A 24,965-nucleotide genomic window follows, 5' to 3' on the forward strand; every position below is an offset into this window, starting at 1 on the left:
TTATTGGGTGAAGGAATTACAAATTTATAAGGTATGGTATTGGTGCAAAAAAAAGGCCCTCCTAAATAATTAGGAGGGCCTTTTTTGCTATCTAATAAATATCAATAAATTTTAAAGCTTGACTCATATTTATCACCTACTTGGATAACTGATTCCTTGTCAGCATAGGCAGATACGACCACTTTGTATTTTCCTTTATCTAATATAGTATTTCCAAAGTAATAGTTTCCTTTACCATCGTCTCCAAATAATAGGAAGGGGAAGGAAGTATCAGTAGTGGTTAGCTTTAATTCGTAGGTATTGCCTTTCATTTCGTAAAGCTTAAAATTAACTGACTTTATTCTACTATCTACGTCAGCATATAAACTCAACTTATCCGAACCTAGGCGCTTTCTATATATTATCTCGCCAGGATGCAGAGTTCCGTGTAAGGATTCATTATCTGCATTTACGACGATCAATTCGATATCCTTACTATCGGTAATCATCTTATCTGCAAGATTTAAAACACCACCAGTAACCATATCTGAAACTTTAACTCCCGCATCTCCGATTCGGATATTATCCATATAGATCACCTTGGTAACTCCAGTATTGCTTGAATTCCAGGAAGCTTTATAGATACCCAGTTTCCAATTTGGAAGAGGTTCTGAGTCATAATTATTAGGACCATAATGCTCAACTACTTTTTCTCCATTTCTCCAAATTTCGATTAGTCCTTTGCTATCTTCTCTGTGAATTATGTGGAAGACAAATTCTGTCCAGGTATCTCTAACAACTGGGCCAAAGTATATATTCTTCCAATTTGAGTTTTTTTCTGTAGGTAACGTTCTGATGTAAAACTGATCATTTATGATTCTTAAAGAAGTGGAAGGGCTCCCTGCATTTTGATGCCATTGAGCTATAAGTTCATTCTTATTATCAAAGGAATATCCATTTTCAGGAAAATAGACCGCGAAACTATACCATTTTTCCTTAGAATTTGACTTATTCATTAATAACATCTCAGTTCTAGTTCCATTTGCAACCAACTTATCACTGGATCGCAATTCAAAACGAGCTGACTTTTTACCAGTCATAGCATATCTATCTGATATGGAGTAGCTATAGTCTTCTGCAGCTTGAATATGGACTCCGGATAAGGGATTAGTACCTTCGAAATTCTCTCCAAATAAGAACCCCGTAAGACCTGTTACTAAGTTAGGTACCTCTTCGATTTCTTCTATCTCATCTAATTGCTGAGCATCCTCCATTTGGCAGGAGAAGGTGAAAAAAACTGTGGCTAGGGCAAGGCATAGCCCCATTAAATTAATGTTGGTGATAGATTTCATAATAATGTTAGGTTAGGTGATTATAATAATTAGTTGGTTTGATTCTTCGATCATGATCAGTAGCCATCATCGGATGTGTAATTGTTTTGGTTCATGTGGTGTTAGTGTTTTGTGGTTAAACATTTTAATTGATGTGAGCAAGGGTGGTAGTTGCTGTTTTAATGAATTCAACGTCCATGCTCAAACCTTCATTGCCAATTACTATACCATCAAAAAAATTTTCATCGTGCCAAAAACACCATATTTGACAAACGATTGAATTACGTAAATAAACGACCGTTTATTGTAATCAAAATGCAAAACATTTCTAATATTTAGACGTAGAATGTAAAAATCATATTAACATCAAAAACACCTACCTCTATCCTATATAATATTTGAATATTACCATTATGCCAAACTTTAAAATTGTAATATCTTTAAAAAACAATTATACCTATTCAAATAATTAAAAAGAGGATATAAGAAAATTCAAAATATTTAAGGAAGATTGGATGCCAAAAAAATAAAACTGTAGAACAAATTCCACAGTTTGTTGAATGAATACTCATCAGCTTTTACCGATAAATCAAACAAATGTTCGTATTACTATCTTCTAATCAATGAGGTAAAGGGAATATTGAAAATAAATGGAAAATAAATTGCTAAAAAGGGTTTACAAAAAACTTTAATACCAATTCAAAATCAAAAAAATAGCCAAAAAAAGGAATATAAAGAAATCCATGGAGAAATTGTACTTCTCCATGGATAAATAAGCTTTAGAATGCTGCTCCGTGTGTTTTCTTGCCAAACACAGTCAGATAAATGATTTTCATGTCAAGTTTCATCGTCCAGTGCTTCAAGTACCACAGATCGTGAGCGATACGTTGCTCCTTCTGCTCGGCAGTCTCAGTAGGACCTCTCCAGCCACTCACCTGAGCCCAACCCGTAACACCTGGCTTCACATAGTGACGAACCATCGCCTTATCTACGCTCTTCTGAAACTCCTCATTCAAGAAGCTTCTGTGAGGACGTGGTCCCACCACACTCATATCACCCATGAATACATTGGCAAACTGAGGTAATTCATCAATACTATATTTACGTAGGAACTTACCTACCTTAGTAATTCTTGGATCATTCGCTTGAGTAGAAGCCTTACCTGTGGTGTCATTTTCACGCATGGTACGGAACTTAAATACTCTAAATGGCTTACCACCTTTACCGATCCTTACCGGACAGTAAAATGCTGGCCCTGGGCTATCAATCTTAATAAGCAATACAATCACAAAGAATAATGGTGAAAGCATCAATAATACTAAGCTTGAAAAACACCAGTCAAATACCTCTTTTGCAAATAAGTTGATTCTATCATCTAATGGCAACTGACGAACAGCAACCATATCCATATCACCTTGCTTTACAACCTTGCAATTCTCGCCAAGTAGATTCTGATAATCTGGAACAAAACGAACCCGAGTACCATAATAGTCTGCTGTGCTAAGGATTTTTTTGATTTCTTCAGGATATTCAAATGGCAAGGCTACAACTACCTCATCCACCTGATTCTCTCTTAAGTACTCACCCATATTATCAAGATCACTCACATAAGCACCATCTTGCACGGCCAATTGTGGTTCTAGACTAGTCTGGTATTTTACCATGCCCTTTACCATATACCCTTTATTTGGATGCTGTTGGAAGTATGAGTTTACTCGTTGAGCGGAATCACCTTGACCAGTTACCAATACATTTTTACCAGTACCGCCATGGTTCTTCAATCTATTTATAATACTAAGGATCACAAAATTGGTAACTATACCTACCAATGGGAAACCTATAGAAAATGACAATACTACTTTTCTGAATGTCGGAGGAAAGGTGAAGACCAAATAGGTCAATCCTAAAATCACCACCAAAATGGCACTGGATTTTAAGTAATTTACTATCCTTCCAGACAGATCCTCATTCAAATTGAAAAAATAGAGCTTTCTCCATTTCACAATTATGAACCACATAGAAACCAAGCCTAAGAATAAGGCCCAATCTAGGGTTTGAACTCCGTTTCCTTTAAATAAATACAAGGAAACCAGGAAGGTCAACCCTAACGTTACGGTATCCCATATAAAGAAAAAACCGGCGACAATTTTACTAGAATTATTCATAGTTGATTAAATAAAAATTAATACTTTTCCCTTTAGACAAATCATTGAATGACCATTAAACCTTAATTACAGCTAGACACATTTGGTAATTAACATACTGATTAAAACGGTTTTTGAGTCTATCGTAAATGGCTTGTTACTCTATTAGGCTATTCCACTACCTGATCTGAGACTTCCCTATAATTGAACTTCTTGATAGGCAGCTTCTTTAATCACAACACTAAGGTAGAGTACGGGTGGCATAATTACAAACAAAATACATTAATTTTATTTCAAAAAACATTTTTTGATATTTGAAATACATTAATAACAAACAAATATCTGTACAGGTACTATTACAAAATGTAGATGTACGCACCATTTTCAGGTATTTAATGTATCAAGTCAATTCCTCGACAAAAAATCAACTGCAAGTTCAAGTCAATGACCTTATCGGGAGAAAAAATATATGTCATCCCATTTTCCTCTCTCAGCCAGAATTATAAAACAGACCGACTAAAGGTCACACCATGTTCATACTTTCATAATATACCTATGGCTAGGAGAAGCTTTTCATTCCCCAAACTTCCTACAAAGCTAACAATTACAAAAACAGCTTGGTGGTACTTTATTTTTTTTCTTCAAAAAAATATTGAGCTATTGTGTCAAATTCATTTTTATCGTAAATAGCATCAAGAAATAAAGCTTATTATTCCACACTAACCAATCTAGTATGGCACGGGCAACACAAGAATTTTATGACGAATTTGACGACTTCCAGGAAGACGACGAATTCACTCCAGATGATTTTGATAATGATTCATTCGATCTGGATGACGATGATGATGACTCATTAATTGACGATTTTATCGACCTTGAAGAAGATGATTTCGAGGAATTCGATGAATTTGAAGGGGAAGAATTAGACGAGTTCTAAGGATTCAATTTGACTTGACTAATAGACTGGGTACTGAGATCATTCTCAATACCCTTCTTTGTTTCTACCCCTCTCCTCTTTTATCATTCTATTATAATGTAGTATAATCTGAAATCACCTGTCACTTTATTACCCATCCCCCCAATTCCAAGCCATAAGCTGCACTGATTGCTATTCCTCCCCATTTTTTTTAGAATTTAGCTTTGAGCAATCACCAACAGATAGTACCTTGCAAGGAGTTTAAGAAGATAATCAAAACATTTACATCATATGTTACTAGAAATATTCAATTCTCCACTTGGTTCAGGTGCCCAACTGTTTATTTTAATTGTGTGTATTCTAATTGGTTTAGGTGCTGGTATTTCAGCTATCGATGTTAGAAAATCACTTTTCAAAGGAAATAAAAAAGATCATTGATCATAATTGATCAATATAAGAAGAAATAAAAAAAGGAGCTGAATGCTCCTTTTTTTGTGCCTCATTATCTTTAATCCTTGCCTATAGGGCATTCATATCATAAAGCAAAAGTAGAAGATCTCCATCTATCTTCCTTTACCTAACTTTACTCTATCCTCCTCAAGCTTCACTAATGCCCTGGTTTCCTATAAAATTTTTGTAACTAAAAAATAAAGCGCTACCTTCTCGCTCCCACTTATCTACAGGGATCTACCTAAATTTAAATATGATACTATATATATAGTACCTTAAAATAGGAGTGATTCTTACTGAGCAACAATCCTAAGGGGTTTCCTGAAAACATTCTTGGAACACTATCCTACCCCATACCCTAAAAGACTCATAAATAGCGGAAATGACTTATAATAAGCTTCGTGAAAAAGTAGAATAAGCGGCGAAGGAGGGATCAGGAAAGTGAAACCTCCTTCCTCCACTTAAAACATCCTTTGGTCCTCCTCGGAGGAAAGTGCTTCAATCTCCTTCTCAAGTGCCGATCTATCTGATAAATCCTCTGGCTCAATTCCCTCCAAACTGATAGAATCTACTGATTCCCCAAGTTCGCTAAAGATCATTATAGACAGCACTCTTTCGAGTCTATCATCAATTAGTTCGGGATATGGTTTTCCAACCCCCAAATTCCGCGGCCATTGCCTAGCCTCCTCCACTTTGTCCTGTGCCTGCTGCAGTTCATTATTCTCTAAAGCCCTAAAAGCCAACATCAACTTGGTCTGGCGGTAATACACCCGAGCATCTGTGGCCCCTTCAAATGGCAATACAGTCAAGCCTGACAAAACCCTCTCCGCCAATTCATACTGACTGGATCTCATCAATAGCTTCACCAAATCCAAACCCACCATATAATTAGTGGTATCGGCATTATAGGTCTCCAACAGCACGTCCGCAGCCTTCTTATCCTCTCCACCCTGAGCTAGTAAGGAAGCGAGAATCCGCTGGTACCTCCACTCAGAAGGCTGCAACGAAATGGCATCCCTTACGGAGTTGATTTTTTCCTCCAAAGGAGCCTCCTCCTGCACTCGTGCCTTCACTATATAATAAGGTGCATAATCTACCTCATCATTGAGTAGTGTGGCCGCCATAGCTCTATTTCCACGAAAATCATTTATCAATGCCAGGAGGTACTTGGCCTTCCAGGAATCCTGCGTGGATCGCACCCAGTGCAACACCTGAGCAGACTCTTCCCTAAATGGAAATACAAATGCTAATGACGCCTTGTCAGCTTCTTTCAAGTATTGGGTAGCGGCTGGAGTACCTTTATTAAGCCAAGCCAACCAATAAGTCCCCATGATAGTCCTCGGTGCTATGCTCAGAAGTTGCCTGCTCTCTTCAAGCCTATTCCCATTGGCATACCAGATAGCTAATTCTAGAATGGTCTCTTCGGGTAGCTCATTTCGAATTAAGCTCAAAAAAGCCTCCTTATTTTCCTCACTTGGATCCTGAAGGTATTTTTCAAATCTCACAAAATGGTCCAATGGATTAGATGCTAAGATAAGATGTGCGGACTGCTTCATAAGAGAAGCATTCCCATCTATTCTGGCTAGCAGATATAGTATTCGTAGGGCTTCGATATTGGTAGCATTATCCTTCATGGCCACCTGGGCCTTTTGCAGCGCCATCGTCCAATCTCCCTCTGACAAATAGAGTTTACTCAACTCAGTATTCGCTGCATTCCTATAGTGTGGCGATAAGCTAGCCACTTCAAACCCATCTTTTGCATCATAAAATTGTGATAGCTTCTTGGAAGACAAGCCGTAATAATAGTTCGCTTCCGGATCATAGGTATCTATACTCAAAGCCCGCTTGCTAAACCATAGTGCTGAATCAAAGTTGAGCTGATGATACTTAATTTTAGCCATTTCTACCAGAGCTGGCAGAAAGGCATCATCGATCGACAGGGAGGCCTTCACCTTATCATTCGCTAGGGCATACTGCCTCAGCCTATAATGATCTCTTCCCTGCATATATAGTCCATAGGCGCTGTTCTCCTCATAGTCCTGTAAGCGCTGCAATGGTCTCTTGAGACTTTCATCCTTATTCATGGGCATACGATGACCGTCCAATGTCATATAAGACACCGTTTCTCCTTTCGGGATATTCACACTAAAGCGCGCGGCCTTCAAAGGCTCCGCGCTCATGAAGGTAGAAGCGATCGATTGCCCTTCATTATTATATAACCGGAGCGAATCATTTAAATACTTCACGGGACTTATCGCAAACAGCAGCTCATCGTCCCTGAGCTGAATGGAATAGGCTCCTAACAGGTTGGCCTCCGAAAAGCCATTTAAGTCACCAAAAGGAAACCAATATTCTGTCCATGATTCACTGGAATAAGGCGCAAACCCTATTTGCTTAAAGGGGGTTGAGCTACTGCTAAACACATTCTGGTTAAACAGTCTTCCACTTTGAATCTCTACATATTGGCCACTGTGATCGGTAAGGAGCTCCTCCCATAATTGCCCCTGAGCGGACTGAGCCCAGAGAAATATTTTCTTACCGAGTTTCGCTTCCCTATCGGAATAGTGGATCATACCAAAATCTTCCTTGCTCCATAGCGCCCCAAAGTACTTACTAGAGGCTCCCAAAACGTGGTAGGACTTAGACCCTTCAAAGTTATTTTCATTATAATAAGACAAGTTTCTACCCTCCTGATCAATGGGCCAGTCATGAGCCTGTCCATCATGGCCTATAAAATGGGTGCCAGGATATAGAAATTGCAAATCTTCCCCTGCGGGAATGCCCGCATTCATCCAGGTATAATATGGCTGCTCGATTCCAGTAGCATTGAACCAAAATGATCTCGTGGTAAAATAGGCTTTGTCTGCTTCCAGCTTAATCTCCAGTACCCAGCGGGTTCGGGTCAGCAGATCCAAAGTGCTAATAAAACAGCTTTGACTTTCGTCCTCGTTTTGCACCAGCACATAATCTACGGGGGTAGCACTATTTGGAGTATGCCCAATGGTGCCATAGTTTGCCTCTATCCCTCCACTCACCCAGGGCCCACGCATGGCGATATCCCTGAATTTCACTACTTCATTATTGTACAAAAAGTACTTCTTATGAACCTTATCATAGGCTGTCCACACCTTCCCTCCTATTTCCGGCATGATCTGAACTTTGATAAAATCATTCTCCAAATCAACCACTTTCCACTTTTTCGCTTTCCCTTCGCTGGTAAATCCATCGAATCTAAAATAGGGGTACAGCTTCTCCTGTGAAGGTATGGGGTTGGGATCCGAAAATGGATAGGTGATATACTCCTTTTCGTACTCCCTAGAAATCACCTTCTCCTGAGCACTGCCATAGGTGAATTGGAAGAAAAGTATCAAAACTATTCCTATTCTTTTCATCGCTCCTCTATTATCAACATCCAACCTTCATTTTTCTGTACGCTGATTTTTTCTGCAATGTCAAAGGTCCTTCCCTCTTGAAATCCCAGAATCTCAGGAGCGGTGATTTTTGCCTTTTTAGGGTCAATACCTAGGCTGTCCCAGTCGATATCCAGCTGGATATCCACAGCTGTGTCTGCCCAGGAGGCCAGAGACACGAGTGCTCTCCCATCTTGTTTAAATACGGTGGCCAGTACTTTCTGGTGATCAGTGACTACAGGGCAGTCTGAGACCCAGTACCCAATCATCTGTGAGCCTTGCATCCCAAAGTCATCCCAGGCTTTCCAGATATGATCAGGCTTTTGCTCCTGATACGGCATTCTATTGGTCATGCCATAGAGCATTCCACGCCATGGGTTGCCGCCATCTTGCAGCATTTCGCCCATAAGGCCAAAGGGAATCCCACTCACTTCGGTCATATAAAAATCAGGGCTCTCTTTTTCGTAATCGAAATATTCCCCAAACCACAATCTATTAATATATGGAAAATGCTCCATATAGAGATGTGCGCTATTATTATAGCCATCACGCTCATTATATTGATTAGCGGAATGCAAATCAATTAATCCTGGATGCCCTTGTTTGGTCAATACCCTCTTGATTCTTTTCATGGTAATCCGATCAAAAGCCACATCATCAAGGTAAATACCATCAATACCGATATTCTGCACCAGCCAGTTCATTCCTTCCACGTAGTAATTATGCCAGCGGTTCATTCCGCTATTGATAATCGCGGCATCCTGCAGGTGAGGCACATACCAAGCCGCAATATAATCGCCTTCCAGATGCTCTTCCAGCCAGGAATATCCTCCACCATTCCCTGCGGAAAAAACCTCATGATTTAAACTCATAAGCGGATATAATTCATAAAGTCGATTGGACACTTCCCTTACTGTATTATAGATTTTGACTTTAAGGTCCTTCCCATGTGCCTCATCGACATAGGCCTTCATCTCTTTAGTCGCAATAAATGGGTAATTAATATAGGGGTTAATCTCATTGGCATGGTGGATATTAATAATATTTGCACCACTTGCTTTTACACTGTCCACTGGTTGGTAGGCATGGAAATAGCGCTCGCTCCATTGAGCGTCGGTCTGTAGGGGGTGAAAAGGCGTGATGAGCAAGGTGAAATTATAATATAAGGTGTCGCCAGCCTTCATTTTTCTCGCCCCACTATAATTTAGAACTTTCACGGCCTGGTCTTCCTCCTTAATTTGGATCCCGCCTAGATCACCATTTCCCCAGGAAATAGGAAGTGCCAATGGTTTTTGAAGGTAAAAATTAGTATTCAGAGGTCTTTCATAATGCTGATCCCTTAGACTCATTTGCAGTCCTCCATTGACATCGCCTAGCCACCATCCATCTTGATTCTTATGTGTGACATCCCACTTCCACTCGACCTTCTCTGGTCTCTTAGCCCCCTTCTGGCCTAAGCCCAAAATATATTTGGACGATTCCATAGTCAGGGGCACTTCTAAGGCTATATCATCTAAAGCTATATCTTCCAGTGCAGTGACCTTTATTTCATAATTCATAAATCCATCAAACTCCAGCTTTCCATTGACCTCCATCTGCACAGCGGAGGAAAGCCCTTTGGCGGTCCATGTAACTTCTCCAGCTTCTTTGGTAAGTAGCCTTACCCCACTGAATGATAGAGGTATTTCGGCCCCACCTTCTTTGATGAGTTTCAAATCAAAAGGGGCAGTTAATAGCTCCTTTGGGGTCTCCGAAATAGAGGTCATTTCCTCGGTGAAAAAACTCTGTACCTGAAAAGGCAATCCACTCTGTGCTAATATCACCTTTCTCCCCAGAAGCGATAGGGCATTTCCCTCCACCTCAAGGGGAGTGTAGGGAGCTATCACCGTATTTTCCTGTGCCAGCGTGGAGTTTAGCCAGTTCAATCGGGTTTGCTTCCAAGGCTCCTCTATCCCCCCATTCTGGCTTTTGGTGTCGAGCACCGTCAAGGTGATCGGAACCTCGACTTTCTGTCCATTCTGAGGATTTAAGGTAATCAGCCCTGAATAGCTATCGGCTCTTATGTCTGTAGGTATCTTCAAGCCACACCATAGGGCTTGGATTTTCCCCTTTTCTATATTTATAGTTTTTGAAAATTTCTTTCCTGTATAATCGATTCCTTCCTGATTGAAGCAGGTAAAAAGCTCCCTGGAAAGAACCTCACCATTTGTGGATTTTAAATCCGAAAAAGTAATCTCAATATCATTTAATGCTTGATTCTTTGCCCACACCCCGAGCTGAAATGTGAAATTCTCATCCAATTTAACCTCTTCTTTAATAGCAAAAGACAGGTCCTTTGCCATCCATCGCTCAGGTAGATTATCAGTCATTTTAATTGGGTAGCTCCTTTTTTCGGGTATTACCAAATAGGATTCTCCCTTATATCTTTGCTCAAAACCCTCCACTTCTTTTTGGCTGGCGATTCGCTCCATGGGGTCATTGCTATTGAATGCATCCACTGACTCTAGTCTTATTAATCTGGCCGTTTTGGAATCACTAAGCTGATATTCACCTTGGTTTTTGGAGCTATTTTCGTCTTGTTTTTTATAGCTTACATTGGGGTAATTCCTTCGTCCCACCATTTTATAGGGCATATAGTAAATATAATATTGCCCCTGTCCACTGGTCGGTTGGAAGGTGATCACGCCCCTTTCGGGCTTCATTTCATGCACCATCACTTCCTGAATGAGCTCCTGGCTGTTGCTATCCACCACATAGACCATTTGCTCTTCAGTAATATTCCTATTTCTCCACTCGATCGCCACTGTCACTTGACTTACATTGCGATCAACGCTGATCACCGCCCGGTGATTTCCTAAGGAATCAGCCTCCCATAATGCCTCTTCAGGAGGATAAATATGCTGCTGAGCCTTTGCTTCTACCGACACCATTGCAGCAATGATGAATGCTAGTCGTATAATTAGTTTAAATCTATCCATGAATTAATTTTCTATCTTAAAATATTGATTCCATACGGTGGACGGCACATACTCCGCCTTATAGGGAATAAAATGTGAGTTTAATGTCCATAGTACCTTCCCATTTTGATCGCTTATCACCGTCACGCCAGTTTTGGAGATGGTCTGAAGTATATGTTCATTGGGCATCAAAAAGGTACTTCCCATTCTAGAGGTATAATATTCCTTAGGAAGTACAGTTTCCATTTGTAGTTCAGCTTTCATATTTATCGTATCCAGCTTGAACGAAAGGCTTCTGGACAGCTTATTGACCTTAGAAGTATCATTGGGAGAAAAGTCTCCATTATCAAAAAGCATCAAGTCCCCGTCTTTATTGATATGGGCGGCATGCTGGAAATGAAAATACGCGCTGGAGTCCATTTCAAAATCTCCTCCCTTACCAAGTTTCCAGACAATCTCACCAGTATGAGAATCCACCTTCCATATTTGGTTTTCTATAGGGGTAGAAAGTAAATAATCCCCCTCAGCGTCTAGCGCTACAGAATTAAAGTGAAATCGATCACCGGAATATTCCTTGATCCTCTCATCCGAGGCTATATCCCAGACATTCCATGCAGACCATTTGTCGGTCACATTGCCAAGGGTGTCCATGATCATGACGCCATCTCCCCAGAGGGTATCCAATTCTGACTGAGTGTCGGGAAGATCATATAGCTTATAATCCCTGTAAATGCTCATAATGCGGGAATCCTCTGTCATTCTGAGATCATGATGAAATACAATTTCCTTTTCTTCCAAATTGGTTTGCCATAAGACATTGCCCTCTAAGTCGATCTCTGCGATTTCCGTCCCTCCCACAAAGCCTATCCTTCCTGTGCGGAGATAGTAGCTAGCGACATCTGGTTTATCATTGTTTTTGACCTTCTTAAATTCATCCTTCCTGGCAGGAGCAAGTAATGCCAATATGGTATTGCGGGGAGTAATAGTTGCGAGCCGAACGCCTAGCTTCTCCGCTTGCCAGTACCAGCGCACAGTGCCTTCGCCATCCACCATGGCGATATAGCCAGGGTAACCTCTATAGCAAAGCATGACCAAACCATCTCCAAGGGCCGTCTTATCATGCGGTTTATCCTCTTTGATCCATTCATGCACCATCCAGCTGGAGGCTTCCCGTGTCTCAAACGAAAAAATATCGGTGGATTTATTGATCCAGTTGTCGATCACAATCCTATATTCATAGGTAGTATTGGGCTCCAGTAGTAAAAGGTGGACCACATGGTCCACCTTTTTATTTGTTACCGGACTTGAGTATTTGACAGGATCTCCCTTCTTCCAGTACTCTATCTTCAGCGAAGAAGGCGTACTTAGCGATATATGTATATCTTCCTTAAGCGCAGAGTTGTCTGGAGATTTTAATTCAACCTTGAGAATTCTAACATTATTCGTGGAATAATAAAGAAACCCAAAACCACCCAGAACTATACCTACCAGAAGAATTACGATGCTTGTCTTTCTCATAATCATATTTACTTAAGGCAATCTTGATGCATTGGCTGCTGCCATTTCGGTGTGAATCATGGCTTCCACGAGAGGATATGGAAAATAACGCATATTCTGGGTTACCACAGGAGCAAGTCCCCTAGTAGTCAAATATTCATTACTCATTTCTACAAATCTTCCAAGACGAATAAGATCCGCTCTTCGGTGGTATTCAAATACCAATTCATAGCCTCTCTCATCCACCAAAGCATCCACCATTTCATCCTGTGAAGCTGGAGCAGGAAACTCAGCACTACTTCCATAGGCAGGGGCCCCTGCACGCGTCCTGATTTCATTGATATATGGCAATGCCGCAGAAGGTCCTGAAAGTGCATTCTCTATCTCCGCCTTGCAGAGGATCACGTCTGCCAATCGGAAGACCTGAATCGTCCTGCCATCCAAATATGAGTTGGATACCATTTCATACGAATACTTCTTAGTCGATACATTTTGCAGCAACCTGGTGGTGTCATTCGGCGGAGTGGTCTCCCCTATATCCGGTACCTTATAGAAGAATCCATTGTTGGTAGTACCGTCTCTTGCAGACTGCCCTTCATAATCGTAATAGAAAAACTCTTTTCGGGGATCCATATCAGAATATTTCCTCCAGAAGGGAAGAGAAACGGCATAATACTGCCATCTATTCTGTACCTGTCTATGATCTTTAGGACCAAAATGGTTGGTAATCTCTCCACCATTCTGCGCAGATTCATGGAAAATTCCAAAAATAAGCCCCATATCTATTTTATTATTATCAGACCACTCATTCTTAAAATCAGGATTCAAAGAATAATATCCTTCATCACGAAGTTGCAATACCTGATCTATATAGATTTTGGCATTGGCATAATCATGAGAACGCATATATACTTTACCTAATAAGGTAAGCGCCGCGCCTTTCGTCACTCTGCCTATTCCATATTCCGCTGCCCACTCCTCTGGAAGGTGCTCTATCGCAAATGTACAATCCTCAATAATTAGCTTATCGACCTCTTCTACGGAAGATAAAGGGTAATTATTGATCTCAGTAGGATTCAGAGATTCTGTAATCAGAGGAACTGGCCCCCAGGAATCGGTCAAATCTCTATAGGAAAGGGCTCTTAAAAATCGCACCTGGCCTTTTATTTCATTCCTTTTGTCCTCATCCATTTCCACCCCGTCTATCTTAGAGAGCAGAATATTGGCATTGCTGATCACCTCATACATATTATTCCAATTCAATCGGAAATAACGGTTATTATCATCATAGGTGAAGTCGCTCATCTTGGTGGGGTCACCTGCCGCAGTGGAAAAGCCCATATCTGCCGCATAGTCGGTGATCATCACCAAATACCCAGCATAATAAAGATAGGCATCACCAGGATAAGGCTTCAACTTAGCATAGGTACCTGTCAATGCGGCCTCAAGATCACTTTCTGTGCTGTAAGCATTTTTGGTGGTAAGATCACTGTAAAGCTCCGGTTCCAGATTGGTACATGCAGCCATAAGCGATACCGCTATACCCAATGTTATATATTTTTTAAAGTTCATCTTTATCCTGTTTAAAATTTAGCACTAATTCCTATGGTAAATGATCTCATGCTTGGGTAGGAATTGAAATCCAAACCAGCTCCAGCGTTTGCTGATTGAGCATTTCCTCCATATTTCACCAAATTATCGTTTTCATAGCCCTTGGTATCTACCTCAGGGTCCCATCCAGAATAGTTGCTGATAGTAAAGAGATTCTCTCCCATAGCATAGATTCGAATAGATTGGACCGCCTTAGTTTTCAGTGGTACATTATAGCCTAAGGTTATATTTCTCAAGCGTACAAATGAGGCATCTTCAATAAAATGGTCATTGATATATCCACCATATTGGGAATAGAAAAAGCCATTTCTTGGAATATCAGTCTCTGTATTGCTTGGCGTCCATCTGTTGAGCGATTCCTCTGTCCTGTTCCACTCCAAATTCATTCGGGTCATATTCAGCAGGTCATTGCCCACTTTGCCATAGAAGAATAAGGTAAGGTCAAAATTCTTATAGAAGAAACTATTATTAAACCCAAAGGTAAACTTAGGATAAGCAGAACCGATGATGCTACGGTCCGCAGAAGTGATGAGTCCATCACCATTTACATCCACAAATAATGGATCTCCAGCTTTTGAATTTGGCTGAGGGGCATAGGTCTCACCTTCCTGAAGGACTCCGATATACTTATATCCATACAGCGAACCCAAAGGCTGTCCTTCCTGAATGATCGCATAACTTTCCTCAGACACATTGCCGATCGGCTTGGAGGAGGTCAATAAGATCTCACTTTGATCGCCGAGGCTTAGTACTTTATTTTTATTTACTGAGAAATTCAAGCCTGTCTTCCATGAAAAATCACTGCTTGTAGGTACTTGATATTCCATCCCGAATTCAAAACCCTTGTTTTCGGTGGAGCCTACATTACTTAGACCAGAAGAATATCCGGAATACTTAGGCAGGTTTACCCTGATCAGCAGGTTATCGGTTCTTTTATAATACCCATCCAAGTTGAAGGTCAGGCGATTATCAAATAAACTAAAATCCACTCCCAAGTTATACTGATCGGTGGTTTCCCACTTTAGCTTGCTATTTTCCGGAGAGGTATTATTCAGATAAGTTCCTGAGCTATTGGTAAATCCATCGTAGGTGTATTTAGCATTAGAAACAAGACCATAAGAGGCATAATTCCCAATTCTTTCATTCCCTGTACGACCATAGCCCATTCTGAATTTAAGATCTGAGAAGAGGGTTTGGTTTTGCATGAAATCCTCATCCACCACTCTCCAGGCAAAGGATCCTGAAGGGAATACACCCCACTTATTTTCCTCCCCAAATCGAGAAGAACCATCCGCTCTTACTGTGAAGGTAAATAGGTATTTGTCATCCAAGGAGTAATTTCCTCTACCGAAGAAGGACACTAATAGATTTTCTGATTTTCCTGAGCTCACCCCGGTTATAGTTGAGGCTGCTCCCACATTATTATAGCCATATAGGTCCGTGGAGAAACCATATACATTGATGCCATTGCTCTCATTGATGTATTTCTCATAAGAGTATCCACCCATTACCTGAAAGGTATGTCTATCGTTGATATCCTTATCATAGGTAAGGAACATATCAAACAAGTTATGCGTCAAGGAATAGCTGGAAAGATTTGCCACTCCATCATTGATTCCTCCCTGGTAGGAAGCTCTGGATAGATAGCCTCCTAATCGGTCCTCTCTAATCTCTGTACCTGCATCGATTCGTGCTTTTAGGCCTTTTGCCAGCGCAATCTCCAAGAACATGGAGCCGTTCAGGGTGCTTTTTTGAACGTCATTCTGTCTTGCCGTCAGGTTCGCCAGAGGGTTATCTCCTCGGCCTCCCGGAGGACGTGCAAAACTCCCATCAGCATTATATACTGGCACCGTGGGATCATAAGTCAAGATACTATACAGGACATTTGAATTGAGGATATTCCCATCATACACCTGGTAATTGGAGTTTTCACGCTGAGCCATCATGGTTACCCCAGTTTTGATATAATCATTGATCTGGTGATCCACATTCACACGGCCAGAGAGTCGCGAGAAACTCGTATTATTTAATACTCCCTCCTGGTCAAAATACCCTAAGCTGGTAAGGATCTTTGTTTTCTCACTTCCACCTGTGATCTGCAAGCTATAATTCTGCACCAGGCTTCTTCGGGTGGTCACATCGATCCAATCTGTATTTACATCAGAGGCCAATTGAGAGGCGGTATAGGCTCCATTTTCCTGGTTTTCCTGGCCATTTATCTCCTTATACAGATCATTTGCAAGGTTCATATAATCCTTCCCATCAAGCATATTGAAAGGCATGATCACATTTTGGGTGCTGGTATAGGCATTGATCGCTATATTTCCTTCTCCTGCTTTACCTCTTTTGGTGCTGATCAATACCACCCCATTTGCCCCTCTAGATCCATAGATGGCCGTGGCTGATGCATCTTTTAATATCTCCATGGAGGCGATATCCTCCGGATTGATATTAATGCCATTGTCTGTAGGGAAGCCATCCACCACATATAGGGGCTCATTGGAGCTACTCACGGAGTTGGCTCCTCTAATACGGATGGACATACTTCCACCTGGAGCTTTGGAATTTTGGGTGACCACGACTCCAGAAGCTCGTCCCTGTATCGCCTGAGCCACATTACTCACAGTTCCTCCAGAGGTAAGGTCATCGGCGTTCAAAGATGATATAGCACCTGTAAGGTCACTCTTCTTCTGAGAACCATAGCCTACTACCACCACTTCGTCCAGCTGTGCAGCATCTTCTTTTAATACAACTTCTATATTCTGCCGATTTCCAATCGCCACTTCCTGTGTCACATAACCCACAAAGGATATGATCAAGGTAGCTCCATCAGGAACATTAAAAGAAAAGGCTCCATTGAGGTCGGTTGCCGTCCCCGTAGTGGTTCCTTTGACCAATACAGTGGCCCCGGGAATAGAATTACCCTTCTCATCTAATACTGTTCCCTTGATCTTGATTTCCTCTACGGCTGAAGTGGTGCCAGCAGAAAATAATTCCGTATTTCTTACCTTTACGGATATGTTTTCGTTGACTTGCTTAAAGGAAAGTCCGCTTTGACCTGCTATATCATATAGAATTTTTGACAAGGTCTCATTTTCCGCCTGAAGGGAAATTCGTGATGGATTGTCCTTGAAAAGCGTCGTACTAAACTGGTAGGTAAAGCTCATACCACTTTTCTCCTCTATCTCCTTAAATACCTGAGGTAAATCCTGTTGGTCAAGCTTCAACGAAATTCTTATATCGTCGATGCTTTGCGCATCCGAGGTATAGGCAAATAGCACCCCGGAGAAAAGGCTAGTAATAAATAGCATTAAGAATGAGTTTGCCGTCATCCTTAAAATCCTGAATAAATAGTTTTTCATATAATTGTAGTGGTTTATATATAATAATTCGACTTTTGGAACCGCCATTACTGCTTCGGCCCTGCTTTTTTCATTAGTAGTTTTTCATAGGCACCCTATTAATTTTGACAATTGCCCCCTTTAATGGTTATTTTCTTTGTTTTGCTATCTATTTCATATTCAAATCCCAAAGCATATTGCAAGGAGGTAAGTACGTTCTCCAGACTTTCATTGGTGTATTTGCCATGGACAAAGCAGCTATTGGTAGAGGGATTAAGGTTTTCGATCTCCACACCATACCAGCGCTCCAGCATAAGAATGACCTTGGCAAAAGGCTCTTTATTAAATAATAAAGTCTTCTCCTTCCATATCGCAATCTGCGACTCGTCCACCTTCCCTACGTTCATCGTCTCTTCTTTCTTATCATAGGAAACCTGCTCCCCAGGAAGCAGAATGGCCTTATGAGAATGGCTATCGGCCACAGAGTCATACACTGCCACCTGCACCTTACCACTTAGCACCGTCACCGCAATATCTTCTTCCATATCGAAGGAATTGATATTGAAGGATGTACCCAGCACCCGGGTGGTTACCTTGCCGGTATGCACCAAAAATGGCTTGTCTTCATCACGGAAAACCTCGAAAAAAGCCTCTCCTTCTAACCAAATCTCCCTCTTGTCTCCAGAAAAAGCTTCCGGATAACTCAACTTACTGTCAGAATTTAACCAAACCGTGGAGCCATCGGCCAAGTGGATCTTGCTCTTCTTGCCCGCAGGGTTAGATTTGGTTTGGATAAGAGCGATATCGGTATCGACACTCCCGGGGTTTTCCTGCTTACTAGGTGACAAGCGATAAAGAAGAAAGCTCACCGCAAATAAACCGATCAATACTGCCGCCCTATTTCTCCATTGGTTCATCTGATAGACAGGCTTCTCAGGCTTCTTACCCATACTATCTTTCAATCGGCTATAAATCAAATCCTTAGACTCCTGCTCCGTATCATTTACCGGAAATGAGCTGGTGGAAGGATTGGACCTATTAAGCAGCGTCATATAATGCTCCATCCCTTCCTGGGTTTGTAAGAGTTCACCAGCGGCCTTAGCCTCCGAGGGGTTGCATTTATTTAAAACAAATTTTTGTAATAAGATATAGTCCTGGCTCTTCATTTATATTCTGCTTATATCTGGTAATACAGGAAAAATGGAATCCCCATATACTCACTTGTGAAATTTTATTGATTTTTTATTTTCAGAAGGTCCTGCCGGGATGAAATAAAATTTTATAAGGACAACTAAAACTGTCTTCTAATTAGATTCTCATTCACCAAAAAATGACCTTATGCGCAATATTTGCATTCAAAAATAAGCTTGGGCTCAGTTCATCAGAAAGACGCTTAGACTGATCAGCAGGAAGTTTATACTTAGCTTAAGAAAAGCTTTTAAGCTTCTGTTCGCCTTTATAATATGAGAATTTACTGTTCCCGTGGTGATTCCCAATATACTTGCGGCTTCCTCATAGGACTTGCCTTCCACTCTACATAGCTTAAATACATGCTGACGGATAGGCGGCAGGCTGTCTATGGCATTTTTGATGCTGCTCTCCAGTTCCCTGGCTATCAGCAAATCCTCTGGTCCAGTATCCTTGCTAAAAATTTGAGCAGCAGTGATTTCATTCAGTAATACAGGGTTCTTGGAGGCTTTTTCCAGGGTATTGAGAATATGGTTTTTGCAAATTTTATATAAAAATGGACTAAGCAAGCCATCATCATGCAAGCGCTCCCGATGGTTCCAGAGCTTCAGGAAGACATCATGAACCACCTCTTCAGCTAATTCTTTGGACTTTAGAAACTTAATGGAATACCGAAACAAGGAAGGAAAAAACAGATCATAAGCAGCTTTAAAGGCTTTCTCATCCCCCTTTTTTAATGACTTTATCAAAGTCTTTTCCTCAAAATGTGTGTTTAGATATGACATGCTTTTATTCTAAAGTACCTGAGAATTTGATCTACCACGATTTTGGGTTGTACTGCATCATAGTTCCTGTATTTGAATAAGTAGTGCTATGAATAATACGAAACTTTTTTATGCTAACATTGGCTAAAACCAAGCATACTGAAAAGCATTCGAAAATTCAATACCTCTAATATAGAACAATACGGTATAATTAAAAATATTTTTATTTACAATGATAAGTTTATGAAATAAAAATTAAATAATTCAAAAGGATTTAACAATTAGCACATCTGTATAGACTACTATTCTCTATCTCTAAATCCTATAACAGTAGCAACTCTATACGAAAGTTATCTTTTCATTGATTTCCAAAATATTACACCGCCTACCACTCTTAGAACTTATCATAATCACCAATTTATAAGATTCACTTTCTTCTCAAATAATGGAGTTTTATTGCAGCTATCGCTGCAAAGTGATTCCAGAAGAAGAACCTTACAATTTCAGATCCTTTCCAAACTAAGACCTTCTGCTTTATCCCCCCACTTTTTATCAGCTATGCGGCTGCTTTTGGCTTGCAGCTGCCAATTTTAATAGAAGACCGTGAAAAGGAGGAAATAAAGCTGAGGTAAAAAATAAATAGGTAGCGCTTGGAAACAATTTTTTAGAAGGTAATGAATGAATTCTAACTGAATTCCAATCGGCAGGACTACGGTTAAAAAAAAGTGTCTTGACCCTAATGGCCAAGACACTACATATAATCATGCTAATTTGAATGAAAATTCTTTATCTCACATTCCCCATCAATTTCCTAATAGGTTTGGTGATAAGTGCCAGGAATATCCCTGCCCCGACGGTAATCAGGACGATTTGCATATACTGCCCAGGCATCTGTGCCAAGGCTTCGTCGGTTCCACCACTGGCTTCACCGGCGATCAATCCAGCGATCAGGTTACCAAGTGCTACGGACATAAACCACATCCCCATCATCTGTCCCTGGAACTTCTTAGGAGCAAGCTTGGTAGTCAGACTCAAGCCCACAGGGCTAAGGCTGAGTTCTCCAAAAGTATGGAAGAGGTAAGTCAATAATAACCAAGTCGGGGCAGCAAGATCTCCGGAAGCAGCGATTTTGGCAGCAAAATACATCACCATAAACCCAACTCCTAAGAGTACTAAGCCAAAGCTAAATTTGATTGGAGAGGAAGGTTCTAAGTTTCTCTGCGCTAGCCACACCCATAAGGCTGCAAAAATAGGTGCAAATATGATGATAAATAATGAATTGGCTGATTGGAAATAGCCAGTAGGGATTTCCCAACCCATAAAACTACGGTCGGTAAATCGCTCAGCAAACAAATTCAAGGTAGATCCAGCCTGCTCAAAACCAGACCAGAATAAAGCAGAGAATATCAATAATATAGCAATGACGCCAACCTTCTTTTTCTCATCAGAAGTCAAGCCTCCAAAGGCGAGTATATAGACAAAAAACAAGACGGCAATTACCGCTATCACTTTATAAGAAGCTTCTGCTATGGAAGCAGCATTAATGGAAATTACCCCTTGGAACATCATCGCCAATAGAATAACTATCAATACTACTATGCCGAAAAGAATCTTCTTCATCTTGGAACGAGAAGTCTTCTCCTCTTCCGTCACTGCTGGGCTCAGGTCTCCTTTTCCTTCGAGATTGCCAGCAGTTAGTTTATATTGAATAAGGCCGAGCACCATCCCAAATCCTGCTACACCAAAACCTAAATGCCAATCAATCTTGGCAAAAGAGCTGCAGATAATGGGAGCGATAAATCCCCCAATATTAATACCCATATAGAAGATGGAAAAACCTGCATCCCGCTTTGAGCTACCATCATGGTATAGCTGCCCCACAATGGAGCTGATATTGGGCTTCAGTAAGCCCGTACCCACCACAATCAAAATCAACCCCATAAAAAACGAGACCGTATCTAAGGTCGAAAGGGCATTTGAATCACCGTGAGTGGGATCAAATAAGGACAAGATTCCCGGCATCCCCATTGTAAAATGGCCGAGGGCAATAATAATCCCCCCATACCATACTGAACGCTTTAGTCCAAACAGTCTATCTGCTAGCCATCCACCTGGAAGAGCCAGCAAATAAACCCCCATAGTGTACAAACCATAAATGGCTCCGGAGGTCTTATCATCAAATCCCAGGCCACCATCTATCACAGCGGTGGTCATAAATAGAATCAGAAGAGCTCGCATACCGTAATAGCTGAAGCGCTCCCACATTTCTGTAAAAAACAGAGTCATCAAACCTTTGGGGTGACCAAACATCGAAGGGCCATCAAATCCTCTCTCCAGTTTGTGACTGGCATTATGTTCTTTTTGTACCATTTGGGTGTATAATTCTAGTTTTTACCTGTGACCTATCTTCTCTGACACCAAGCAGTCTGTAAACTACCTTCTAACCAATCGATTTTGCATAATTCCTACGCTTTACTCCCTTGGTAAAACGCTAAATCCATTTCAAAATGAGATTCCTTGCAATTTTCATGACGCTCAAGTCATTCTGAAAAATCCAGGTATTATATGATTTTAACAATTACAATGATAATGTATTTTTTCCAATCTAATACACTTAATACCCAGCTTAGTCCTTCTGAAACCTAATGAAAGGGGAAAAAATGTCATTTATTACCCTTAATCGATTTAGGAAATTATTCGACTCAATACTTTCAATAATATTAGATAAAAAATTCCAAAAAACCCCTACGAAATCGATTGAAAAACGGGATTTTTATTGAAAATACTGCTCAGCCAATGCTGAAAAGCCCTATATTTGTACCCTATCCTGAAAGGGATAACCCAAATAACTTTAGAGATTTATGATTACAACAAAAAACCCAACATCCACCCTTGGGGTAAATGGCCTATCCACTTATCCCAAAAACGCCCTTCATAATTTATGTGCTTCCAGCTTGGTGGAAGAAGCACTACTCAATAAAGAAGGCAAACTATCCTCCTCCGGCGCTTTAATGGTCAATACCGGCACCTACACAGGTAGATCCCCAAAAGATCGGTTTATCGTCAAAGAGCCCAAAACTAAAGATCATATCTGGTGGGGAAATATCAACCTCCCGCTCGAGGAATCCTTTTTTGCTCTATTGCATCGTGATATGCTGGAAGAACTCAGCAGCAGCAAAATATACTCCAGGGATGCTTTTGTCGGTGCAGATCGTCGGTATCGGAAGTCCTTAAGAGTATTCACTTCCCTTGCCTGGCATAACTTATTTTGCCTAAATATGTTTCTGCGGCCTGAAGTGGATGAATTGGCGCATTTCTCTCCGGAATACACGATTATATGTCTCCCGGAATTCGAAGCAGATCCCCGGCGACATGGTACAAGGGGAAAGAACTTCACGGTAATTAACCTGGAAAAAAAACTGGTTCTTATCGGGGGACTGCCTATGCTGGCGAGATCAAGAAGGCGGTGTTTTCGATAATGAACTATATTCTTCCCTTGGAAGAAAAACAATTGTCCATGCACTGCTCCGCCAATATGGGCGATAAAGGAGATACCGCTATTTTCTTTGGACTTTCGGGAACCGGCAAGACCACCCTTTCTGCTGATCCTAAGCGCGTGCTCATCGGAGATGATGAGCATGGCTGGTCAAATAATGGCATCTACAATTTTGAGGGAGGTTGCTATGCCAAGGCGATTAATTTGGACCCCGAAAAGGAACCACAGATTTGGAATGCCATCAAATTCGGGGCAATCGTGGAGAATACCATCTTCCATCCAGGCACAAGCATCATTAATTATAAGGATAATTCCTTGACAGAGAATACGAGGACGGCTTATCCTATCTCGCATATTCCAAACTCCATAGATCCACCATTGGGGACTTTACCACAAACTGTATTTTTCCTGACCGCAGATGCCTTTGGGGTGCTGCCGCCGATCTCCAAGCTCAATCCTTCTCAAGCTATGTATCACTTCATCTCAGGCTACACCGCCAAGGTGGCAGGAACAGAAATGGGGATTAAGGAGCCGCAAGTCACCTTTTCGGCTTGTTTTGGTGAGGCTTTTCTACCGCTAAACCCCACAGTATATGCTGCACTCCTAGGTAAACTCATGAAACAACATCAGGTGGATGTGTGGCTGATCAATACCGGATGGACCGGCGGATCTTATGGTACAGGCAAGAGGATCCCTTTAGCGTACACGCGCGCCATGGTCAATGCCGCTTTGGAAGGCAAAATGAATAATGTTTCATTTGAAAAACATCCTATCTTTAAAATTCAAATCCCCTCCTACTGCCCGGGCGTACCCAGCGAACTCCTAAATCCTAAAAACACTTGGGAGAATCCTGGTAATTACGATCAAACGGCGGCCCAATTGGCGCGAGCTTTCCAGGAGAATTTCGCCAAATATACCGAGGAGGCACCTCCTGAGATTATGGACGGAGGGCCATCTTTAGACTTCTAGGCTTACCTTATTAAGGGCTTTATTATGGAAGTCCAGGTAGCTAGCCTTGATCTTCATCTACTATAACAAAACCAGAGGCCAGACTTTAATGCCTCTGGTTATTTTTATCCCCCCCCAACTCTGACCGATATTCCAGGACCTTCTGACTATTAGCTCTACTGGGGTGAAGGACTCTTACTGCATAAATAAGAGCTCCTACTATTACCATCAAGGGATACCTGCTCATCCTAAAGCTGTGGCTTAAGGCATAAAAATCATAATAGGAGCAATAACCTGCAGGTATAATTTAGATAGTTTCATATATTTGCAAAAAATAAATCTATGAAGACTGCTGAAATAATTACCGAAAAAGGTACCATGAAAGTGGAGTTTTATGATCAAGACGCTCCAAATACTGTAAAGAACTTTATAGACCTTTCTAAGAAAGGCTTCTATGATGGGCTTACCTTCCATAGAGTCATCCCAAATTTTGTAATTCAAGGAGGATGTCCTAATGGCACTGGCGCAGGTGGACCTGGCTATAGCATCGACTGCGAACTAAAGGGAGATAACCAACACCATGAGCGTGGGGTACTTTCTATGGCGCATGCTGGTCGCAATACTGGTGGATCCCAATTTTTCATCTGCCATAGCAGAGACAATACTGCTCACCTTGACAGAAATCATACTTGCTTCGGTAAGGTGGTTGAAGGACTTGACATGATCGATGAAATCAAAGCTGGTGACAAAATCGAAAAAATCACTGTTTCTGAAGATTAATCCTCATCAGAGCACAAAAATAAAGCCGCTGCAGAACGTTCTGTAGCGGCTTTATTTTTGTTAGTATTACTATTTTTAAAATATCTTCCATTTCCCAGGCATAGCTAAATAATACAGATTGGAATTGGATGATAATTAATACGATATAATCTT

General features: G+C 41.0%; 13 protein-coding genes and 1 pseudogene. 4 read left to right on the forward strand and 10 right to left on the reverse strand.

Features of this window, described 5'->3' with window-relative positions; genetic code table 11:
* Window positions 1–101 precede the first annotated feature (101 nt).
* A complete protein-coding gene (locus B050_RS0113150) occupies window positions 102–1,331 on the reverse strand; it encodes a polysaccharide lyase (protein WP_018474396.1) in 1,230 nt (409 codons plus the stop codon).
* A 758-nt stretch (window positions 1,332–2,089) separates the two neighbouring features.
* Complete coding sequence (locus tag B050_RS0113155; RefSeq protein WP_018474397.1) at window positions 2,090–3,475, reverse strand: exopolysaccharide biosynthesis polyprenyl glycosylphosphotransferase; 1,386 nt, start codon at window positions 3,473–3,475, stop codon at window positions 2,090–2,092.
* A gap of 712 nt (window positions 3,476–4,187) precedes the next feature.
* Here B050_RS0113155 and B050_RS0113160 point away from each other — a divergent pair.
* Together B050_RS0113160 and B050_RS23575 are read left to right on the forward strand one after the other, a co-directional pair.
* Complete coding sequence (locus B050_RS0113160; protein ID WP_018474398.1) at window positions 4,188–4,391, forward strand: hypothetical protein; 204 nt, start codon at window positions 4,188–4,190, stop codon at window positions 4,389–4,391.
* A 270-nt stretch (window positions 4,392–4,661) separates the two neighbouring features.
* Window positions 4,662–4,808, forward strand: a complete 147-nt coding sequence (locus B050_RS23575) for a hypothetical protein (RefSeq protein ID WP_169336259.1) — start codon at window positions 4,662–4,664, stop codon at window positions 4,806–4,808.
* Between the two features lie 473 nt (window positions 4,809–5,281).
* Here the strand turns inward: B050_RS23575 and B050_RS22455 are convergent, their stop codons facing one another.
* The 8 genes from B050_RS22455 to B050_RS0113200 all read right to left on the reverse strand — a co-directional run bounded on the left by B050_RS22455 (window position 5,282) and on the right by B050_RS0113200 (window position 21,958).
* Window positions 5,282–8,212 carry a DUF5107 domain-containing protein gene (locus B050_RS22455; protein WP_018474399.1) on the reverse strand — a complete coding sequence of 977 codons (2,931 nt, stop codon included), beginning with the start codon at window positions 8,210–8,212 and terminating at the stop codon, window positions 5,282–5,284.
* Window positions 8,209–11,208 carry a glycoside hydrolase domain-containing protein gene (locus tag B050_RS0113170; protein WP_052308749.1) on the reverse strand — a complete coding sequence of 1,000 codons (3,000 nt, stop codon included), beginning with the start codon at window positions 11,206–11,208 and terminating at the stop codon, window positions 8,209–8,211. The genes B050_RS22455 and B050_RS0113170 overlap by 4 nt, the downstream gene beginning before the upstream one ends.
* 3 nt (window positions 11,209–11,211) lie before the next feature.
* Entirely contained in the window at window positions 11,212–12,705 is a 1,494-nt protein-coding gene (locus B050_RS0113175; protein ID WP_026235866.1) for an aryl-sulfate sulfotransferase, read from the reverse strand.
* Between the two features lie 12 nt (window positions 12,706–12,717).
* Entirely contained in the window at window positions 12,718–14,256 is a 1,539-nt protein-coding gene (locus tag B050_RS0113180) for a RagB/SusD family nutrient uptake outer membrane protein (RefSeq protein WP_157492784.1), read from the reverse strand.
* 11 nt (window positions 14,257–14,267) lie between these two features.
* On the reverse strand, window positions 14,268–17,657 hold the full coding sequence (locus B050_RS0113185) for a SusC/RagA family TonB-linked outer membrane protein (protein WP_205744994.1): 3,390 nt from the start codon (window positions 17,655–17,657) through the stop codon (window positions 14,268–14,270).
* Window positions 17,658–17,755: 98 nt separating this feature from the next.
* Entirely contained in the window at window positions 17,756–18,802 is a 1,047-nt protein-coding gene (locus B050_RS22935) for a FecR family protein (RefSeq protein ID WP_018474404.1), read from the reverse strand.
* Between the two features lie 207 nt (window positions 18,803–19,009).
* Window positions 19,010–19,609, reverse strand: a complete 600-nt coding sequence (locus B050_RS22465; protein ID WP_018474405.1) for an RNA polymerase sigma factor — start codon at window positions 19,607–19,609, stop codon at window positions 19,010–19,012.
* A gap of 765 nt (window positions 19,610–20,374) precedes the next feature.
* Window positions 20,375–21,958, reverse strand: a complete 1,584-nt coding sequence (locus tag B050_RS0113200) for a peptide MFS transporter (protein WP_018474406.1) — start codon at window positions 21,956–21,958, stop codon at window positions 20,375–20,377.
* Window positions 21,959–22,449: 491 nt separating this feature from the next.
* On the opposite strand from B050_RS0113200, the pseudogene pckA reads away from it, so the two are divergent.
* A pseudogene (gene pckA / locus B050_RS22470) lies at window positions 22,450–24,053 on the forward strand (phosphoenolpyruvate carboxykinase (ATP)).
* A 321-nt stretch (window positions 24,054–24,374) separates the two neighbouring features.
* Window positions 24,375–24,812, forward strand: a complete 438-nt coding sequence (locus tag B050_RS0113210; protein ID WP_018474407.1) for a peptidylprolyl isomerase — start codon at window positions 24,375–24,377, stop codon at window positions 24,810–24,812.
* Window positions 24,813–24,965 lie beyond the last annotated feature (153 nt).

The organism is Echinicola pacifica DSM 19836 (genome assembly GCF_000373245.1).
Lineage (GTDB): Bacteria > Bacteroidota > Bacteroidia > Cytophagales > Cyclobacteriaceae > Echinicola > Echinicola pacifica.